Here is a 17,704-nt window from a genome sequence, read left to right as displayed (position 1 = left end):
ATCGGTATTCGTGTGAATCGAGAGAATCGATGGGGGCGGCTCAAGCCACTCCGCCGTTCGCGCGAAGGATCTGTCCATTGACCCAGGCCGCATCGGGGCCTGCGAGGAAGGAGACCACGCTGGCAATGTCGTCCGGCTGTCCCAGGCGCTCGAGCGGCGGCATCTTGGCGAACTGCGCGATGAGTTCGTCGCTCTTGCCCGTCAGGAACAGATCCGTGGCGATGGGGCCAGGGGCGACCGCATTCACGGTGATGTTGCGGCCGCGCAGTTCCTTGGCGAAGACGTGCGTGAAGGCTTCCACCGCGGCCTTGGTGCCGTTGTAGACAGCGTAGCCCGGCATGTTGAGGGCCAGCGTCGTGCTGGAGAAGTTTATGATCCGGCCGCCTTGGTTCAGGCGCTCGGCCGCTTCACGCATCGTGTTGAACGTGCCCTTGGCGTTCACGTTGAAATGGCGGTCGTACTCGTCGTCGCTGGTCTGCGCGAGGGGGATCGTCTTCAGGATGCCGGCGTTGTTGACCAGCACATCGACCTTGCCAAGCGTCTTTTCGACCTCGTCGAACATCGCCTTGACCTCCGATGGGCTTGCGACGTCGGCCTTCACGGCGATGGAGGTCTGCTGCCTGGCTTCCAGTGCCAGCACGAGTTCATCGGCTTCCCTGGAACTGCTGGCGTAGTTGATCGCGACGGCGAAGCCATCGTTTGCGAGGCGGCGTGCAATGGCAGTGCCGATGCCGCGCGAGGCGCCGGTGACGAGGGCGATCTTGGTGTTGGACGGATTCATTTCGGTGTTCCAGGATGAGGTGTTGAGGCTTGCTTGTCGAACTCGCATTCGACTGAACGAAGCTTAGGGATCAGGAGGGCGAAGCGAAATGACGAACACCCCACGATCTCTGCCATTCAGCGCTGCTCGAGGGGACCTGTTTCGAACGTCGCCCGGTATTGGGCGGGGGACACACCCAGTTCTTCGACGAATGCGCGGCGCATCACTTCGTCGCTGCCAAAGCCGCAGAGCGAAGCGACCTGCTCCAGCCCGCGCCGGGTCTGCTCCAGCATCACCCGGGCCGCATCGAGCCGCGCCTGGCGCACGTAGCGCGCCGGCGTGACGCGCGTCCTTTCACGGAAGACGCGCGCGAAATTGCGCGGACTCATGGCCATCTGTTCCGCAAGTCTTTCGACGGACAACGGTTTGTCCAGGTTCTCCGCAACCCATGCGGCCAGGTCCGCGAACGACCGGGTGCTGGGCATCTGGGCCTTCAGCGCGACACTGAATTGAAGTTGTCCTCCGGGCCGTTTCAGGAAGACGACCATCATTCGCGCAATATGCAGTGCGACGCGGCTTCCCATGTCTTCCTCGACCAGCGCCATGGCCAGGTCAATGCCTGCTGTTGCACCCGCCGAGGTGTAGATCGATCCGCTCTTCAGCCACACCCGCTCCGCATCCACATCGATGGCCGGATAGCGCTCGCTCAATTGCTTGGCGAACGCCCAGTGTGTGGCAGCCCTTTGTTCGTCCAGGAGACCTGCTGCTGCAAGCACGAATGCGCCGATGCCGATCGATGCGGTCCGGCGCGCGCTGCGGCTCTTCTCGTTCAGCCATCCGAACAGCATCGGATCGTTGAAGGTGAGGACGTCCTTGCCACTAACGATGAGAAGGGTATCGATCGGGGCGTCCATCGAGGCGTAGTAGCCGCCGCCTGCCATCATGTCGAGACCACACGCACCGCTGATCCGTCCCGTGACCTCGGTCGTGACCACGGATATGTCATAGAACGCGCCATTCCCGGCCTCGTTGGCCATCTGGAAGACCTGAAGCGGGCCGACCATGTCGATCTCGGCGATGGGTCCCACGGCGACGACAACCAGGCTTCTTGGGGCCCGCGCGGCCACTGCATCCATACGCTTGAAGTGTCTGCTCGGCCGATCCAAATCGGCCGATTCAGCGACCCAGGCTGCGCATCTGCGCCAAGGCTTGCTCTGCCAACACGCGGGTCAATGGACCTGCGCCCATCTCTTTCGCGAGCGGGGCGGCCTGGCCGGCCCACAGCGGCATGAAGTCGTCGGAGCCGGCCGCCTCGGCGGCGGACCGCAGCGGCCCCAGCGCTGCGCCAGCCTGAGGGAACGGTGGTGTCAAGTCCGAGATCGGTCCGAGTTCGCGCATCAGTCGATTGACCATTCCTCGCGCAGGCCGACCCGTGAAGAGGTTGGTCAGCGCAGTCGTTTCGGATCGCGGGCTCCGCAGTGCCGCGCGGTGCAGCGCCGGCAGCTTGGCTTCCGGCGTGTAGAGATAGGCCGTGCCGATCTGCACCGCAGCGGCGCCGAGCGCGATGGCGGCGACGATGCCGCGCGCGTCGGTGATCCCGCCGCTCGCGATCACGGGCAAGCTGACCGCATCGACGATCTGTGGCACAAGTGCGAGCGTGCCGAGCTGTGTGGAGATGTCTTCCTGCAGGAAGATGCCGCGATGGCCGCCGGCCTCGAAGCCTTGCGCAATGACCGCGTCGACGCCACGCGCGTCCAGCCAGCGAGCTTCCGCCACCGTCGTGGCAGAGGAGATCACCTTGGCACCCGTTGCCTTGACGCGCGCGAGGAGGCCCGTCTCGGGAAGCCCGAAGTGGAAACTGACCACGGTGGGCCGAAGCTCTTCGACCAGCGTGCACATGGCGGAATCGAAGGAATTGCGGGTTGAACTCGGGATCGTCCCCGCAGGATCCAGGCCGAGTTCGATGTAGTAAGCGCGCAGGCGCTGGCGCCATGCCATCTCCTGCAGCGAATCCGGCTCCTGGGCCGGGTGGCAGAAGAAGTTGATGTTCAACGGCGCCGTCGGGGCCTGGGCTCGGATCTGCGCCAGTTCGCTCCGCACTTGGGCCTCGCTGAGAAGTGCGCACGGCAACGATCCAAGACCTCCCGCATTCGCGACGGCGATGGCCATCTCGTGCAAGGAAGGGCCGGCCATTGGCGCCTGCAGAATGGGCACCTCGATGCCGAACAGATCAAGGATGCGCCGATCAGGCCACGTGTTCATCGCAGGAGAGCTCCGGGAAGGTGGCCGAACTCATCATGGGCTCCGCGATCGTCAGCGACGAGGGCTTGGCTGGCTGATGACGACCCGATGTAGAAAACTGAAGAAATTCTACATTCAAGATGAATAATAGTAAAATCAATCTCAAAAGGAGATGACAAGATGGATCTAACCTCTCTGGAAATCTTTGCCGCGGTGGCAACGGAGCTGAGCGTGACGCGCGCCGCGGAGCGACTTCAGCGCGTTCAGTCCAACGTGACGACTCGGCTGCGCCAGCTGGAGGAACAGCTGGGCGTCGCACTTTTCCTGCGCGAGGGAAAGCGCATGACGCTCACGCCCGAGGGCATCGTTTTCCAGGACTATGCGCATCGGTTGCTGTTGCTCGCCGCGGAGGCACAGGACGCATTGCGCCCCGGCAGTCCCAAGGGCAAGCTGCGGATCGGGACGATGGAAAGCACCGCAGCGAGCCGTCTCCCAGGCCCGCTTTCGCGCTATCACAAGCGATGGCCGGAGGTTGCGGTGGAGCTTCGGATGGAGCCCTCGGCAATCCTGATCGAGCAGCTTCTGGCGCATCAGCTGGATTGCGCCTTCCTCGCAGACTTGGGGCCGATCGGCGAAGTCATGGACACGCGGCTGGAGGCGCGGCCTGTCTACCAGGAAGAACTCATGCTGCTGCTGCCCTCCAGCCATCCGGAAGTCGAAGACCCCAGTCAACTTGAAGTCGACAGCTTGGCTGCGCTTGAACCGGGGTGCACATACCGCCGATTTGCGCGGCAGTGGCTGAGCAACAAGCGAGGGCTCAAGGTCCTCGAACTCGGGTCGTACCACGCCATCTTCGCTTGCGTAGCCGCTGGCACCAGCGTCGGCGTGGCACCGCGGTCGGTGTTGGAGTTGCAGCGCGCGCCGAAGGGGGTGAGAACTCAGCCCCTCGCCAGGATCGACACCTTGCTGGTGCACCGACGCGGGTACAGTTCAGCAGCTTTTCAGGCGCTGTGCGAAGAGCTCGCATCCACGTGACCATGGAAGTAAAGGATCCGACAATTCGACCAAGTGCGGGCAAGCGAGGACTTCCGCGCGAACGGTCCGCACAAGGCTGTGCCGAGGGATGCAGCACGCGGGTTGATCTCGGTGCCGCCGTATCCGCGTTGCGGCCATTCGATGGCGTTTCAAGATCGCGATAGCGCAGTCGGTGAAGGATGGCCCGGGCTATGCCTTATGCCTTGAGCCGGTCGTTCTGAGACCTACTGAACCCGCCACGTCACGCATCCAGAGCGTGGCCAATCTACAGAGCGAGATGCGCGCATCGGGGGCCGGCGGCAACTGCGGTTCGTGGGGCGCTGGCTCGTATCTGCACCTGGCGTGCGCGCACAAGGCGCAATCGTGGAAGGCCGGCATCACGCACGCTTCAACGCGGTCCATCGCCTACTCTTGACCAGCGGGTGGGCCCATCGAGTAGGTGACGTCAAAGAACTCGGCCGACTGATTTCGGCGTCACAGCGAGCCGTGGTTGCGGTGGCAGACGACGAAATCGTCGGCTTCGCGCGCGCGATTACCGACGGAATCTCCAACGGGTACGTGTCCATGGTCGTGGTCGCTGAGCCGCATCGACGACGGGGCATCGGGCAGGCACTCGTTGAACGCCTCATCGGGTCTGAATCGAACATCACCTGGGTGCTTCGGGCCGGAAGAACGGGCGCTGCAGAATTTTTCGCGAAGCTGGGCTTCAGCGCCTCATCGACCGCAATGGAGCGCTCGCGACGATGACCGCCTTGCAGAGGGAAGTCCGACGCAGGAAGGCAGAGTGCGGCTAGGAGCAGTTCATCACCTGCGTGGGATCTTCGCCAACCTGCGCGACAAGCGCGACACCCTGTCGGACGCGGAGGCGAGGCGCTGCGAGGTGATCTTTCGGGAAAACCTGCCGTAGCGGCCCTCAAAGGCTCCAGCCGCCGTCGATCACGTGGATCTGCCCGGTGGTGTAGGTCGCTTGCGCGAGATAGAGCACCAGGTCGGCGATCTCTTCCGGCGTGCCGATGCGGCCGATCGGCTGGCGGGCGACGAAGCTGGCGCGGGTGGCTTCGTAGTCGCCCTGGGCTTGGAGCCGCTGCTTGAGCGAAGGCGACTCGACCGTGCCGGGGCAGATCGCGTTGCAGCGCACGCCCTGCGTCACGAAATCGGCGGCGACCGACTTGGTCAGGCCGATCACCGCGGCCTTGGTGAGGCCGTAGGCAAAGCGGTTGGGCACGCCCTTCACGCTGCTGGCCACTGAAGCCATGTTGATGATCGCGCCGTCCCGGCGCGCCAGCATGCCGGGCAGCACCGCGCGCAGCGTACGCACCATCGACTTGACGTTGAGGTCGTAGGCGAAGTCGAGATCCTTGTCGGAGGCTTCGAGCAGGTTGCCCGCATGGACCACGCCGGCGCAGTTGAAGAGCACGTCGACCGCGCCGATCTCGGCGACCAGCGCCTGCACGGCGCTGTCCTGCAGCACGTCGAGCCGGCGCGTGCGCACGCCATTCAATGCACCGAGGTCGGCCAGCCCGGCTTCGTTGACGTCGGTGGCCCAGACGGCGGCGCCTGCGCGCGCGAACGCTTCGACGCTGGCGCGGCCGATGCCCTGCGCGGCGGCGGTGATGAGGACGGTCTTGCCTTCGAGGCTCATGGTTTCTTTCGGGAAGAGGGAGGTGGAGGAAGCCGTCAGAGACCGAACTCGCTGCGGATGCGATCGCTGTGCTCGCCCACGCGCGGCGCACCGCGTTCGCTGACGGCACGTTCGCCGTCGATGCGCACCGGGCCGCGCGTGGTGCGCACTGGCGTGCCGTCGCCGCGGCGCACGGTCTGCAGCATGTCGAGCAGGCCGAAGGCCTTGCTCTGCAGCAGTCGAGGCCAGTCGAGCACCTCGGCGCACCAGACGTCGGCCGGGCGCAGGCGTTCGAGCCAGTGGGCGGTGCCATGCCGTGCCAGTTCGGTGGCGATCACGCGCTTGATCTCGTCGCGCCGCCCGAAGCTGTCCTCGGGGCTGTAGTCGGCCAGTGCTGGCAGCGGCAGCGTTTGCGCGAGCCGCCCGAGCGGCATCATTGCCAGCGCGAGGTAGCCGTCGCTCGTCGGGTAGATGCCGTAGGGCGCAGCCAGGTAGGCATTGGCGTTGCGGAAGCCGGCCCGCGCGGGCGGACGCTGGCCGTCGTTGAGATGGGTGGTCAGCAGTTCGAACTGCAGGTCGACCAGGGCTTCGAGAAGGCTGGTCTGCACCTGCGCGCCCGCGCCGGTGATGCCGCGGCGCACCAGGGCCGCGAGGATGCCTTCGGTCAGCACGTGGCCGGCCAGCATGTCGGCGATCGACAGGCCCAGCGGCACCGGGCCGTCGCCTTCGTGGCCGTTGAGCCAGGTCACGCCCGAGAGCGACTGCGCCAGCAGGTCCTGCCCCGGCATGTCGGCCCACGGACCGGTTTCGCCATAGCCCGAGACCCCGGCGTAGACCAGCCGCGGGTTGATCGCCCGCACCGCCTCGTAGCCCAGGCCGAGGCGCTCGATCACGCCGGGGCGGAAGTTCTGGATCAGCACGTCGGCACGTGCCACCAGCTGCTTCAGCGCGGCCAGGTCCGCGGGCTCCTTGAGGTCGATCGCGAGGCTTTCCTTGTTGCGGTTGATGGCATGGAACAGCGTCGAGTCGCCGCCCAGGTCGGTGTCGGTCAGGTAGAGCGTGCGGCAGATGTCGCCGGTGCCCGGCCGCTCGACCTTGATGACGCGGGCGCCGAGGTCGCCGAGCCGCAGCGCGGCCGAGGGACCGGACAGGAATTGGGCCAGGTCGAGGACCAGCAGCCCTTCGAGCGGCGCGCTCATCGGCTCAGGCTTTCCTGGAACATCGTGTTGAGGATGTCGACGATCGCGCTGGCGGGGAGGTCGCTGCGCAGCGCCGCGTTGAGTCTCAGGGAGGCGGCCTGCTGGAAGTTCATGTAGCCGTCGTGGCGCGGCCGTACCCAGGCGCCTTCGAGCGTCTCGCGCGTCGCACGATAGAAGTCGCCGGCGCTGCGATTGACTGTATCGTCCTCCCAGGCCGCCGCGTGGCCGGGCTGGCCGCCGGCCGCGGCGAAGGGACCGCGCTGCGCTTCGGCGTCGGCCACCCAGACGGCGAAATCGAAGGCCGCTTCGGCATGCGCGCTGCGCGCCGACACCGCGATGCCGGTGCCGCCGAGTGCCGAACCGCGGGGGCCATGCCCGCCGAGTGTCGGGATGTCGGCGAAGCCCAGCCGCACCGGCCGGAAGTCCTGCCATGCATAGTTCACGTAGCCGTAGATCAGCGGCACGCAGTCGATGCGCGCGTCCGTCCGCGCCATGTCCTCGAACACCGCGATCGGATCCTGCGACAGGCACTTCGGATCGATCAGCCCGATGAGCTGGCGCAGCCGCTCGCAGACCTCGGACGCGATCTCGACGTCGAACAGATCCGGCCCTTCGACCCGGCCCGGCGCGCCGAGCTGGGCGCACAGCGTGTAGAGGCACATGAGCGAATGCGGTGGCCGAAGCGGCAGGGCCACGCGGCCGGCGCGGGCCAGCTCGAGCACCTGCGTCCAGTCCGAGGGCGCGGCCTCGAGCCGGTCGGGCCGCCAGGCGAGCACCTGCGTCGCGGCATCGATCGGCAGCGCCCATTGCCGGCCCTTCCAGTGGTAGCTGGGAAAGGATCGACCGACGCTGCCGCGCGCGATCGAGCCCAGGCGCGCTTCGTCGAAAGGCAGCAGGCAGCCTTCGCGCGTGACCTGCCCGACGTGCGGGTGGTCGATCACGATCAGGTCGTACTGGCGCGCCAGCTGGTCGACCGGGAAAGCCTCGAAGTCCTGCAGCGAGCGGCGATCCCAGCGGATGTCGACGCCGGTGCGCTGCTTCCACAAGGCCGAGCAGGCCGCCAGGGGTTCGTAGCCGCGCGGGTGGTCCCACGTCATGCCCTTGAGTGCGATGGATGTCATGCGGATTCGCGTCGGGTCACTGGACGGCGCCGGTGCCGTACAGCAGGTTGGGCAGCCAGAGGGAGATCTGCGGGAAGATCGACAGGATGACGAGCAGCACCATCATCACGGCCAGGTACGGCACCACCTCGCGCGAGTAGTCGCCCATGCGCACCCTGAGCGTCTGCGACGAGATGTACATCAGGCCGCCCACCGGCGGCGTGATGCCGGCGATCGTGAGGTTGGTGATCAGCACGATGCCGAAGTGCACCTTGTCGATGTGCGCGCCCTCGATCAGCGGCAGCAGCATCGGCGTCAGGATGATCAGCGCGGCCGAGCCCTCGATCGCGGTGCCCAGCACGATCAGCACGAGGTTGATCAGCAGCAGCAGCAGGATCGGGTCGGTGGTGGTGCCGGCGAGCCAGCCCGACATCGCCTGCGGCACCTGTTCCCACGACAGGTAGAAGCCGAAGGCCGAGGCGGCGCAGATCATCATCATCACGCTGGCCGAGTCGCGCACCGATTCGGCCAGCACTTCGGGCAGCTGGCGCAGCTTCATCTCGCGGTAGCCGAAGATCGCGACCAACAGCACGTAGAGCACCACCACCGCACCCGACTCGGTGGTCGTGAAGATGCCGTAGCGCGTGCCCAGGATGATGACCACCGGGATCGACAGCGCCCACAGCCCGTCGATCAGCGCGTGGCCCAGTTCCCGCGCATTGGCTCGGGTGGCGCGCTGCGGCGTGTACTTGCGCTTGATGGCCAGCACGTGGGTGGTGAACATCAGCGCCACCGCCAGCAGCAGGCCCGGCACGATGCCGGCCGCGAACAGGCGGCCGATCGAGGCCTCGGCCAGGAAGCCGTAGATGATCAGGCCGATCGACGGCGGGATCAGCGCCGTGATGATGGCCGCCGAGGAGGTGATGACGGCGGCGAAGGGCGCGCTGTAGCCGCGCGCCACCATCTGGGTGCCGATGGTCTTGGCGAGCATCGCGGCATCGGCGTTGGCCGACGCGGTGAGGCCGCCCAGCAGCGTGGCCAGCACGGTGCACATCTGCGCGAGCGCCCCGGTCATGTGGCCGACCAGCACCTCGGCCAGGTTGAGCAGCCGCCGCGTGATGCCCGATGCGTTCATGATGCAGCCGGCCAGCACGAACAGCGGCAGCGCCAGCAGAGACACCGACTCGGTGCCCTCGGCCATCTGCTGCGAGAAATTGGCCAGCGGCATCTCGCCGAGGTTGAGCACGAAAAAGCCGAGCGCGGCGATCGCCATGGCCCAGGTGATCGGCGTCTGCAGCGCCAGCAGCACCAGCATCAGGATCGAGGGCAGCCAGAGATGGAAGCTGCTCACAGCGCGATCTCCGACGAGGGCTGCCATTTCCAGCCGCTGGCCCAGGGCTTGAGCAGCAGGTGCTGCACCAGCATCAGCAGCGAGGCGAAGGCCATCGGGGCGTAGACGACCGAGCGTGGGATGTCGATGACGACCACCCGGATCGAGTGCGCGATGACCGCCTGCCAGACGAACATCGCGGTCAGGGTCACGAACAGCGCGGCCAGCAGCCACCAGTTGAAGATGAAGATCGCGCGGCGCACCGGCGGCGGGAACATCGCGACCAGCGCATCGACGTCGGCGTGCATGCGCCAGCGGATGCAGGCGGCGGCGCCGAAGAAGACCAGCCAGCCGAAGGCGATCACCGCGACCTCGAAGGTCCAGGACGCCGGCTGCGGAAACAGGTAGCGCGTGACCACGCCCCAGGTGATGGACAGCACGATGACGACCGTGCAGGCGACGCCGATGGCTTCGTCCGCGCGGCGCAGGCTCAGGAGCGGTCCGGGCGAGGGCGCCGCCGCGGGCGCCGCCGTGCCGGCCGCGAAGGCAACCGAATCAGTCATGGAATCGAGGTGGGCGGTGACCGTTGCGGGTCAGTGGGCCATCGCGGCACGCACCTTGTCGTACATGCCGGGCGTCAGGCCGGGGACCTTGGTGTAGGCGACCCGGGCCTTCTCGGCGAAGGCCTTGGTGTCGACGTCGGTCACGATCTGCACGCCGTTCTTCCTCATCTCTTCCGCGTAGGCGGCGTCGGAGGCCAGCGTGAGCTGGGTCAGCTCGGCGCCGGCCTTCTTGCCCTCGTCGAGCAGCACCGCCTGCAGGTCGGGCGGCAGGCTCTTGAAGAAATCGGTGCTGGTGACGACTGCCACGTACATGATCTGGTGGCCGGTGGTCGAGAGCACCTTGCGCACCTCGTAGAGCTTGGAGCCGACCAGCGAGCCGTAGTTGGCCTCTGCCGCGTCGACCACGTTGGTTTGCAGCGCGTTGTAGACCTCGCCCCACGGCAGCGCGGTCGGCCGGGCGCCGAGCGCGGTGAAGGTCTCCAGCATGATCGGCGACGGCGGCACGCGCAGCGTCATGCCCGCCAGGTCGGCCGGGCTGCGCACCGGCTTGCTGCCGAGCAGGTGCCGGACGCCGAACAGGCCGTCGGCGACGATCAGCTTCAGGCCCTGCTGCTCGAGGCGCCCCGACATTTCCTTGAACACCTCGGAGGCGAAGAGCCTCTTGGCGTCGTCCGCGCTGCCGTAGAGGTAGGGGCCGGCGAGGATGCCGACGTCGGGCACGAACTGGCTCAGCTGGCCGTAGTCGGTCACGCTCATCACGCGGGCACCGCCCTTGATCATCTCGTTGACCTTCTTCTGCGGCCCCAACTGGTCGCCGGTGAAGATGTTGAGCGTGATCCGGCCGCCCGAGCGCTCCTTCAGGCGATCGGCGAAGGAGTGCATCACCTTCACCACCGGCTCGCTCGGATTCACCTGCGAGGTCGAGAAGCGCAGGTTGTAGGTCTGGGCCGCCGCCGGCGCGAGGGCGCCGAGGGCCAGCGCCAGACCGGCGGCGAGGGAGGACAGGGTCGAGAGGGCCGTGCGGCGTGACGTCATGTGTTGTCTCCGGGTTCTGGCGCTGGTTGGGCGCATTGGTAGTATTCCTATATGAACTCAATGTTCATGTATGAAATGATGTCGCCATTGAATCGCAGTGTCGATAAGGGTTTTCTCCAACATTTGGAGATGAAAGTTCATACATGAAATCAGTGTTCACTTATGACTGAGACGAATTCAGAAGAGGTCTTGCCCCTGGCCGGCCTGCGCGTGCTGGATTTCAGCCAGTTCCTGGCCGGGCCTTCCTGTGCGCTGCGTCTTGCCGACCTGGGGGCCGACGTCATCAAGGTCGAGCGACCCGATGGCGGCGACCTCTGCCGCGGCCTGGTACTGGCGGACCAGAGCTTCGAGGGCGACAGCGCGCTGTTCCACACCATCAACCGCCGCAAGCGCAGCTTCGCGGTCGACCTCAAGCAGCCTGAAGACCTGGCGCGCGCCAAGGCGCTGATCGCGACGGCCGACGTGATGATCCACAACTTCCGTCCCGGCGTCATGGAGCGCATCGGGCTCGATGCCGCGAGCGTGCTGGCGCTGAACCCGCGCATCGTCTATGCCGCGGTGACTGGCTACGGAGAAGAGGGCCCCTGGCGCGACCGACCGGGCCAGGATCTGCTCGTGCAGTCGCTCTCCGGCCTGGCCTGGCTCTCGGGCGATGCCGGCATCGACGGCGACGGCCCTCCGGTGCCGGCCGGCGTGTCGGTGATCGACCTGCTCACCGGCGCCCATCTGGTGCAAGGCATCCTGGCGGCGCTGCTGCGCCGCGGCGTGACCGGCCGCGGCGGGCGGGTCGACGTGAGCCTGCTCGAGTCGGCGCTCGACCTGCAGTTCGAGCCCTTCACCGCCTTCCTCAACAGCGACGGCGCCCAGCCGGCGCGCACCCCCGGCAACCATGCCAGCGTGCACGGCGCGGCGCCTTACGGCATCTACCGCACCCGCGACGGCTTCATGGCCGTGGCGATGACGCCGATGGACCGGCTGGCGCAGCTGATCGGCAGCGCCGCCCTGGCGGACAAGGTGGCCGATCGCGGCAACTGGTTTGCGCAGCGCGACGCGATCAAGCAGCAGCTGCAGCACGACTTGCTGCAGCAGGACAGCGCCCACTGGCTCGCCATCCTGGAGCCGGCCGGCGTCTGGTGCGCCGAAGTGCTGCGCTGGCCCGAACTCGCGGCGCATCCGGCCTTCGAGGCGCTGCGCATGACCCAGACCATCCGCAGTGCGAGCGGCGCCACGCTGCGCACCACACGCTGTCCGATCCGCATCGACGGCAGGCGCCTGTTCAGCGAGCAGGGCGCACCGCGCCTGGGCGCCGACACCGAGGCCATCGCGCGCGAGCTCGGCCTGCCCGGCGCCCACCCATCTTCAACAGCACCCACACCATGACCAGCGAACAGTTCTTCGAAGACTACGTGCTCGGTGCCGCGCGCACCACCACCGGCCGCACCATCACCGAGGCCGACATCGTGCTGCACGCCGGACAGACCGGCGACTTCTTTCCGCATCACATGGACGCCGCCTGGTGCGCCACACAGGATTTCGGCCAGCGCATCGCGCACGGCACGCTGATCTTCAGCGTCGGCATCGGGCTCACTGCCACCGTCATCAACCCGCGCGCCATGTCCTACGGCTACGATCGGCTGCGCTTCGTCAAGCCTGTGTTCATTGGCGACTCGATCTACTCGAAGGTCGAGATCAGCGACAAGCGCGACCATCCGAAGCGCAGCGGCCACGGCATCGTCGTCGAGACGGTGACCGTCACTAACCAGCGGCAGGAGACCGTGCTGGTGTGCGACCACCTTCACATCGTGGAGCGGCGCGCAACGCAGGGCTAAACTGCCAGCCCATGACGAATCAGGCCGCCATCGATCCCACAGAACCAGAGACCGAACGCCGCCCCAAGTACGCGGTGCCCGCGGTCGAGAAGGCGCTCGACGTGCTCGAGCTGCTGTCGGCGCAGGCGGTGCCGATGACGCAGGCGCAGTTGTGCCGGGCGCTCGGCCGCGAGCCCAGCGAGCTGTTCCGCCTGTTGAGCGCCCTCGAGGCGCGCGGCTACCTGCGGCGGGAGGAGAGCGGCGGCTACGTGCTGACGCTCAAGCTCTTCGAGCTGAGCCGCACCCATTCGCCGCACGAGCAACTGCTGCGCGCCGCGACGGCGCCGATGCGCGAGCTGGTCGACAGCATCCGCGAGTCCTGCCACCTGAGCGTGCTGCATCGCGACCAGTTGCTGGTACTGGCGCAGGTCGATGCGCCGACCTCGATCCGGCTGTCGGTGGAGGCCGGGTCGCTGCACTCGGCGGTCGACACCCTGTCGGGACAGGTGCTGCTGGCCAATTCGCCGGCCGACGAGCGCGACGAACTGTTGTCGCGCCGCGCCGAGTTCCTGCGAAAGAGCGCCGACGAGCGCGCCGCGTTCACCGCGATGCTTCACAAGATGCGCCAGGATGGCTGGGGCTATGCCGAGAACGCGCGCTTCGTCGGCGGGCGCGATCTGAGCGTGCCGGTCGGCAATCCGCTGGGACGCACGCGGGCGGTGCTGACCATCGCCTCGCTCAAGGGCACGCACACGGTGCACGGCGACCTGTTCGAGCTGCTCCCCGGGCTGCGCAAGTGCGCCGAGGACATCGGGCGCATCGCGGGCATCGGCTGAGGCTTCGCGGGCGTGTTCAGCGCCGCGGGTCCAGCTTGTGGCGGGAGGTGTCGGCGCAGCAGACCGGCTAACTGTCCAGCAGGATTCGGGGTAGTCGTATCTTTTCGACAAATTGACACGGTCTTGCCGAAAAACATCAATCACGACAAGCACTTGCAAAAGCGCCAGTCGGAGCAGGGCAGCGCGACTAGTGCAAATTGACACGGTCACCGACCCGACGCCGTGGAAGCGGCACGCTGGTGCTCGGAGCCAAGCTCCACTCCGGCGTCAGGCCTGGCATACGTGTGATCTCGCACTGCGCGGACTCAGGTGCTGGCTCAGAGTGCCGCCTTGCCCGAGCGACGCTCGACCAGCAGATGCCGATACTTCTCGAGGTTGAACCGGTACGTCCCGCGGAAGTTGATGTGCGAGAAGTGTGCGGGGCCGATCCGGCGAAGCCAGTCGTCCTCCATCGGCAAGCCGGAGGCCCTGAGACGGGCAACCACGCTGTCCATGCGGCTGGTGTTCCAGGCGAGCAGGGCGTGCGCAATCTGTCCGCCGTGAATAGCACGCTGGAGTTGATGCACCGATTCGCCGCGGCTGAGTAGCGTGAGGATCTCACGTCGAAAGTCGGTGATCGTCAGGTAGTCGCACAGGAAGAGCGTTCGCAGCAGACCTCCCAGGTGATCAGCTGCATGGTGCAATGGATCGCCGATGGCGGCCGACCCCAGCCGATGAATGGCGTGTGCCGCGGACACCTTGCCAGCGCGAATGGATGACACCAGCCGCACGAGATCGTCCCAGCCGCGTTCGATGGACTTAAGGAACACCCGGCGCACCGTGGCAAGCTCTAAGGTGTCCGGCACCGACCATCCCCTGGGAACGAACAGCTTGCGCTCTCTCAGGTCTCTCAGGTCTCTCAGTCTCGGACACAGGTCGAACCCCAGGAGCTTTGCGATGGCCAGGGCCACGCTGGTCATGCCATGGGTGTCCACGGCCAGAAGGGAGACGCGAATGCGATCCTCGCTGCGATTGTGTTGCTCGACGCCTTCGACGGCGGCACCCGCCTGTCGTTCGTTCAGCACGATCGGCTGGTCGTAGAAGAGTCCCCAGCGGTCCCGGACGTGGGTATACAGACCGGCGGCATAGGTGCGCCGCCTCGGATCCACTCTGGTCGTCCACAGGTGCCGGCTGGCATCCATGGCCATCATGTCTGCCGACCCCTTGGTGCCGTCTCCCCACAAGGCTGCGATCGGCAGGGAGTTCTGATACTCCGAGACCCGTTCATTGGCGCGCCGAAGGCGACCACTGAATTCGACGGCCCGCATGGCCGCGGCAATATGCGCTGCATCCAGACCAGGAATCATCGATCCCACCCCGGTGGCGTCGTTGTCGCTCCCATGGGCAAGCAGCGCGCCATAGACTGCCACCAGTTCGTGGCCAGACTCGGGCCGACGGGCCAGCAGCGCCTCGCTGAAGTGCGTTGCCGCGTCGACCTCCATCAGCATGTCAGGCAACTGCACTTGTCCGATGTGCTTGAAGACGGCCTCTCTGGTCTTGCGAGGTTCGATCTCCTCGTCCAACGCATTGATCGGCGGCAAATGCACCAGCCCCTTGGCGTCGATATTCACCTTCCCGCGCTCGACCGCTTCCGCGAGCGCGTACATCCCGACCGACATCGTGGCCAGAATCGGCGCCAGGAAGTCACTGGCCTGAGGCGGGCAGATCAAAGATCTGAAAATGCTGCTCCCTGAATCTCGTCCATTCCGCGTCGGCGAGGAGCATGGATTGGCTGGAGCGGTGACCGATCGAATGGTTTACCCATACGCTGCCGCGCCGCAAGCTCTTGCGCAGGGCCATCATCGTGCTGGCGGCGAACGCACGATAGCGGGACCGAGGATCCAGGTCGGTGACGATCGCGCTCCATGCGAGGCCTACCGCTGGAAGTTTGAAGTCCGGCGGAATCTCCCAGCCTCCGATCGCCTGAAGCGCTATCCACGCCTGCCATTGCTCGTATGCCAAGTCGCCTGGCCTTCCGGCAAAGTCGATGTCTCGAAGTCCTGCCAAGTGCGCATGAACACGGCGGCTGTCCTCCGCAAGAGCTCGACGAACTTGCGAGGCAAATGAGGTGGCCCCCGTGTCGCTAATGTCACCGATTCCCTGCGGTGGTGATCAGCCAGGCGGTGCGTTGGTATTTCCGATTTCAGCTGAGCCTGCGCGACATCGAGGAGTTGCTTTTCGAGCGCGTCGTGGTCGTGAGCTACGAGACGATCCGGCGCTGGTGCGACAAGTTCGGCGCCAGCTTCGCGCATCGCGCCAAGGCCGCACGCCGCAAGCCAGGATCGACCTGGCATCTGGACGAAATGTTCGTGACGCTGCGCGGTGAGCCCTATCTGCTGTGGCGCGCTGTCGACCAGCATGGTGCCGAGCTCGACATCCTTCTGCAGAAGCGCCGCGACAAGGCGGCCGCGAGCACGCTTCTTCAAGCGCGTGCTCGCGGCTTGCCCGGAGGTTCCCCGCAAGATCGTCACCGACCGATTGCGTAGCTATCCAGCCGCAAAAGCCGAGATCCCGGCGCTGGCGAGAGTGCGGCACGTGTTCGTGAAGGCCTGTGCCCGCGTGAACAACCGTGCCGAGAACAGCCATCAACCTACCCGTGAGCGCGAGCGGCGCATGCGAGGATTTCGCCGGGCTGAGCGAACGCAGTCTTTTCTCTCGAGCTTTGGTCCCATCCGCCAGCACTTCGCCCTCAAGCGCCATCTGCTGCGCGCATCGCTCTATCGCAAGCAACTGGCTGCGCGCTTCGACGCCTGGCATGTCTTCACGGGACTCACCCAAAATCCGTTTGCAGCCTTCTGAATCGCAACGCCGCCTGCCGATGTTGCGCCCACTCATCGGCAACGTGACAGCGCCGCATGAGGCATTGCGGGTCGGCTTCGTTTATCTTGGGCGCCCACGGTCGCGTTCTTTCGCGACCCCCATTGCGTCGGACATCGACGACACCACAATGGCCCATTCCTCGCCCGTCAGCAACATTGCCATTTGCGAATGGAGCAGCGTGTCCTCCAGATCCAAATGGGCGCGCATCAACTGGCGGTGCTCTTGCAGCAGGGCTTCAACGGCGCTGGCCGCGTCCATGTCCCCTTCCCCGACAAGCTTCAACTTGGCCTTCGACTGAGAGAGCAGGCCGTCACAGCGCGCACGTTCCTGTTCGAGTTGATTGAGCAGATTGTCAGCCTCTGCCGACCTGCCACGCAGTATTTCGAGCAGGACAACGCCCTTCGGGCGATGCGTTGTTTCGTCGAATGCCTGAAGGCGTTCGACCAGCTCAAGAAGCGACGCCGCCAGCGGTCCAGGGCGTGTCCAATCTCCGGTATTCAGCGTGCCATCCACAAGAGCCAGCAACTCGCGAATGCGAGTGTGCTCCGCACGCAAGATGGCCCACGCACATTCGGCCGCCAACATGTTCTCGTCCCCTTTGAGCCAGTCTACTCCTGGCTTGAGAGGCGCTGCCGCTATTTTCCGCAGTCGCCGCCGACGGACACTGTGCCGTCCTTGCACTCGGTAAGGATCGGCTCGCTGGCGGGCGTGGACGCGATTGGATGGCATCCGGCTCCGACCCGCCTTCGCGCTGGTACACGATCTTCTTGCTGCCGAGCTCGCAGGTGCCCACCACCTGGCCGCTCACCGGCGCGGCGACACCGATCGTGGTGACGGTGAAGCGCACCACGCCGGCCGCGGCAATCTTCGATTCGATCTGGGCGCGCAGGGCTTTGCAGCTTTCGGCGCCGCTTGCAGCGCTGGCGATGGTCCACGCGGCGGGGACGAGCCACAGTTTCATGATATGGAAGGCTGCCTCACACTGCGGGGCTGGCGATCGCACTGCTGACGCTGGCGTTGTCACGTTGACAGTGAATGGTCGCAAAATCGGCAGGAGGTTGCGATTCAGAAGGCCGCAGACGGATTTTCGGTGAGGCCCGTGAAAAGACGCCAGGCGTCGAAACGCGCAGCCAGTTGCTTGCGATAGAGCGATGGGCGCAACAGGTGACGCTTGAGCGCGAAGTGCTGGCGGATGGGACCGAAGCTCGACAGAAAAGCCTGGGCGCGCTCAAGCCTGCGAAGGCCTCGCATGCGCCGCTCGCGCTCACGGGTGGGTTGATGGCTGTTCTCGGCGCGGTTGTTCGCGCGGGCGCAGGC

At 66.0% G+C, this 17,704-nt stretch carries 19 protein-coding genes and 1 pseudogene; 6 read left to right on the top strand and 14 right to left on the bottom strand.

The features are described 5' to 3' along the window. Positions 1-40: 40 nt before the first annotated feature. The 3 genes from AC1DYK_RS09645 to AC1DYK_RS09635 all read right to left on the bottom strand — a co-directional run bounded on the left by AC1DYK_RS09645 (position 41) and on the right by AC1DYK_RS09635 (position 3,022). Positions 41-781: an SDR family oxidoreductase gene (locus tag AC1DYK_RS09645; protein WP_478166074.1), complete on the bottom strand. Its 741-nt coding sequence runs from the start codon at positions 779-781 to the stop codon at positions 41-43. A gap of 116 nt (positions 782-897) precedes the next feature. Continuing rightward, positions 898-1,896, bottom strand: coding sequence for a GlxA family transcriptional regulator (locus AC1DYK_RS09640; protein WP_478166073.1), 999 nt, complete (start codon positions 1,894-1,896; stop codon positions 898-900). A gap of 40 nt (positions 1,897-1,936) precedes the next feature. Beyond that, positions 1,937-3,022, bottom strand: a complete 1,086-nt coding sequence (locus AC1DYK_RS09635) for an NAD(P)H-dependent flavin oxidoreductase (RefSeq protein ID WP_478166072.1) — start codon at positions 3,020-3,022, stop codon at positions 1,937-1,939. A gap of 159 nt (positions 3,023-3,181) precedes the next feature. Here AC1DYK_RS09635 and AC1DYK_RS09630 point away from each other — a divergent pair, with 159 nt between their 5' ends. Both AC1DYK_RS09630 and AC1DYK_RS09625 read left to right on the top strand, forming a co-directional pair. Next, positions 3,182-4,036 carry a LysR substrate-binding domain-containing protein gene (locus AC1DYK_RS09630; protein WP_478166071.1) on the top strand — a complete coding sequence of 285 codons (855 nt, stop codon included), beginning with the start codon at positions 3,182-3,184 and terminating at the stop codon, positions 4,034-4,036. A gap of 312 nt (positions 4,037-4,348) precedes the next feature. Next, entirely contained in the window at positions 4,349-4,783 is a 435-nt protein-coding gene (locus AC1DYK_RS09625; protein WP_478166070.1) for a GNAT family N-acetyltransferase, read from the top strand. Positions 4,784-4,949: 166 nt separating this feature from the next. Here AC1DYK_RS09625 and AC1DYK_RS09620 read toward each other — a convergent pair whose 3' ends face one another. Genes AC1DYK_RS09620 through AC1DYK_RS09595 form a run of 6 tightly spaced genes read right to left on the bottom strand, consistent with a single transcriptional unit; the run spans position 4,950 to position 10,884 of the window. Beyond that, on the bottom strand, positions 4,950-5,678 hold the full coding sequence (locus AC1DYK_RS09620; protein ID WP_478166069.1) for an SDR family oxidoreductase: 729 nt from the start codon (positions 5,676-5,678) through the stop codon (positions 4,950-4,952). 35 nt (positions 5,679-5,713) lie between these two features. Further along, positions 5,714-6,856, bottom strand: coding sequence for a CaiB/BaiF CoA transferase family protein (locus AC1DYK_RS09615; protein ID WP_478166068.1), 1,143 nt, complete (start codon positions 6,854-6,856; stop codon positions 5,714-5,716). Next, complete coding sequence (locus AC1DYK_RS09610; RefSeq protein WP_478166067.1) at positions 6,853-7,977, bottom strand: extracellular solute-binding protein; 1,125 nt, start codon at positions 7,975-7,977, stop codon at positions 6,853-6,855. Before AC1DYK_RS09610 ends, AC1DYK_RS09615 begins: the two co-directional genes overlap by 4 nt. Positions 7,978-7,993: 16 nt before the next feature. Beyond that, complete coding sequence (locus AC1DYK_RS09605) at positions 7,994-9,307, bottom strand: TRAP transporter large permease (protein WP_478166066.1); 1,314 nt, start codon at positions 9,305-9,307, stop codon at positions 7,994-7,996. Then, the gene (locus AC1DYK_RS09600; RefSeq protein ID WP_478166065.1) at positions 9,304-9,849 is read right to left on the bottom strand and encodes a TRAP transporter small permease; all 546 of its coding nucleotides are present in this window, start codon (positions 9,847-9,849) and stop codon (positions 9,304-9,306) included. Before AC1DYK_RS09600 ends, AC1DYK_RS09605 begins: the two co-directional genes overlap by 4 nt. Positions 9,850-9,879: 30 nt before the next feature. Then, positions 9,880-10,884: a C4-dicarboxylate TRAP transporter substrate-binding protein gene (locus AC1DYK_RS09595; protein ID WP_478166064.1), complete on the bottom strand. Its 1,005-nt coding sequence runs from the start codon at positions 10,882-10,884 to the stop codon at positions 9,880-9,882. Positions 10,885-11,073: 189 nt separating this feature from the next. Here AC1DYK_RS09595 and AC1DYK_RS09590 point away from each other — a divergent pair, with 189 nt between their 5' ends. Genes AC1DYK_RS09590 through AC1DYK_RS09580 form a run of 3 tightly spaced genes read left to right on the top strand, consistent with a single transcriptional unit; the run spans position 11,074 to position 13,528 of the window. Then, positions 11,074-12,264 carry a CaiB/BaiF CoA transferase family protein gene (locus tag AC1DYK_RS09590; RefSeq protein ID WP_478166063.1) on the top strand — a complete coding sequence of 397 codons (1,191 nt, stop codon included), beginning with the start codon at positions 11,074-11,076 and terminating at the stop codon, positions 12,262-12,264. Then, positions 12,261-12,713, top strand: coding sequence for a MaoC family dehydratase (locus AC1DYK_RS09585; protein ID WP_478166062.1), 453 nt, complete (start codon positions 12,261-12,263; stop codon positions 12,711-12,713). The genes AC1DYK_RS09590 and AC1DYK_RS09585 overlap by 4 nt, the downstream gene beginning before the upstream one ends. 11 nt (positions 12,714-12,724) lie before the next feature. Further along, entirely contained in the window at positions 12,725-13,528 is an 804-nt protein-coding gene (locus AC1DYK_RS09580) for an IclR family transcriptional regulator (RefSeq protein ID WP_478166061.1), read from the top strand. Positions 13,529-13,845: 317 nt separating this feature from the next. Here the strand turns inward: AC1DYK_RS09580 and AC1DYK_RS09575 are convergent, their stop codons facing one another. Together AC1DYK_RS09575 and AC1DYK_RS09570 are read right to left on the bottom strand one after the other, a co-directional pair. Then, positions 13,846-15,174 carry a Tn3 family transposase gene (locus AC1DYK_RS09575; RefSeq protein ID WP_478166060.1) on the bottom strand — a complete coding sequence of 443 codons (1,329 nt, stop codon included), beginning with the start codon at positions 15,172-15,174 and terminating at the stop codon, positions 13,846-13,848. 37 nt (positions 15,175-15,211) lie between these two features. Further along, entirely contained in the window at positions 15,212-15,529 is a 318-nt protein-coding gene (locus tag AC1DYK_RS09570) for a hypothetical protein (RefSeq protein WP_478166059.1), read from the bottom strand. Positions 15,530-15,672: 143 nt separating this feature from the next. Between AC1DYK_RS09570 and AC1DYK_RS09565 the strand changes: the two are divergent. Next, a pseudogene (locus AC1DYK_RS09565) lies at positions 15,673-16,366 on the top strand (IS6 family transposase). Positions 16,367-16,447: 81 nt separating this feature from the next. Here AC1DYK_RS09565 and AC1DYK_RS09560 read toward each other — a convergent pair. From AC1DYK_RS09560 to AC1DYK_RS09550, 3 genes are all read right to left on the bottom strand, one after another. Beyond that, positions 16,448-16,942, bottom strand: coding sequence for a hemerythrin domain-containing protein (locus AC1DYK_RS09560; protein ID WP_478166185.1), 495 nt, complete (start codon positions 16,940-16,942; stop codon positions 16,448-16,450). Further along, a complete protein-coding gene (locus AC1DYK_RS09555; protein WP_478166058.1) occupies positions 16,836-17,348 on the bottom strand; it encodes a DUF1161 domain-containing protein in 513 nt (170 codons plus the stop codon). The genes AC1DYK_RS09560 and AC1DYK_RS09555 overlap by 107 nt, the downstream gene beginning before the upstream one ends. A 104-nt stretch (positions 17,349-17,452) precedes the next feature. Next, the coding region (locus AC1DYK_RS09550) for a DDE-type integrase/transposase/recombinase (protein ID WP_478166057.1) at positions 17,453-17,704 on the bottom strand (252 nt) is incomplete at its 5' end.

The sequence above is a fragment of the Variovorax sp. P2_H12 genome (assembly GCF_056403395.1).
This window is presented reverse-complemented; position numbering and strand designations above follow the sequence as displayed.

What these genes read in the sequence shown, in the direction of transcription:
- AC1DYK_RS09555 (WP_478166058.1), bottom strand. Translation starts at nt 17,348, where the DNA reads ATGAAACTGTGGCTCGTCCCCGCCGCGTGGACCATCGCCAGCGCTGCA.
- AC1DYK_RS09575 (WP_478166060.1), bottom strand. Translation starts at nt 15,174, where the DNA reads ATGTACGCGCTCGCGGAAGCGGTCGAGCGCGGGAAGGTGAATATCGAC.
- AC1DYK_RS09640 (WP_478166073.1), bottom strand. Translation starts at nt 1,896, where the DNA reads ATGGATGCAGTGGCCGCGCGGGCCCCAAGAAGCCTGGTTGTCGTCGCC.
- AC1DYK_RS09600 (WP_478166065.1), bottom strand. Translation starts at nt 9,849, where the DNA reads ATGACTGATTCGGTTGCCTTCGCGGCCGGCACGGCGGCGCCCGCGGCG.
- AC1DYK_RS09595 (WP_478166064.1), bottom strand. Translation starts at nt 10,884, where the DNA reads ATGACGTCACGCCGCACGGCCCTCTCGACCCTGTCCTCCCTCGCCGCC.
- AC1DYK_RS09615 (WP_478166068.1), bottom strand. Translation starts at nt 6,856, where the DNA reads ATGAGCGCGCCGCTCGAAGGGCTGCTGGTCCTCGACCTGGCCCAATTC.
- AC1DYK_RS09585 (WP_478166062.1), top strand. Translation starts at nt 12,261, where the DNA reads ATGACCAGCGAACAGTTCTTCGAAGACTACGTGCTCGGTGCCGCGCGC.
- AC1DYK_RS09580 (WP_478166061.1), top strand. Translation starts at nt 12,725, where the DNA reads ATGACGAATCAGGCCGCCATCGATCCCACAGAACCAGAGACCGAACGC.
- AC1DYK_RS09610 (WP_478166067.1), bottom strand. Translation starts at nt 7,977, where the DNA reads ATGACATCCATCGCACTCAAGGGCATGACGTGGGACCACCCGCGCGGC.
- AC1DYK_RS09635 (WP_478166072.1), bottom strand. Translation starts at nt 3,022, where the DNA reads ATGAACACGTGGCCTGATCGGCGCATCCTTGATCTGTTCGGCATCGAG.
- AC1DYK_RS09630 (WP_478166071.1), top strand. Translation starts at nt 3,182, where the DNA reads ATGGATCTAACCTCTCTGGAAATCTTTGCCGCGGTGGCAACGGAGCTG.
- AC1DYK_RS09645 (WP_478166074.1), bottom strand. Translation starts at nt 781, where the DNA reads ATGAATCCGTCCAACACCAAGATCGCCCTCGTCACCGGCGCCTCGCGC.
- AC1DYK_RS09620 (WP_478166069.1), bottom strand. Translation starts at nt 5,678, where the DNA reads ATGAGCCTCGAAGGCAAGACCGTCCTCATCACCGCCGCCGCGCAGGGC.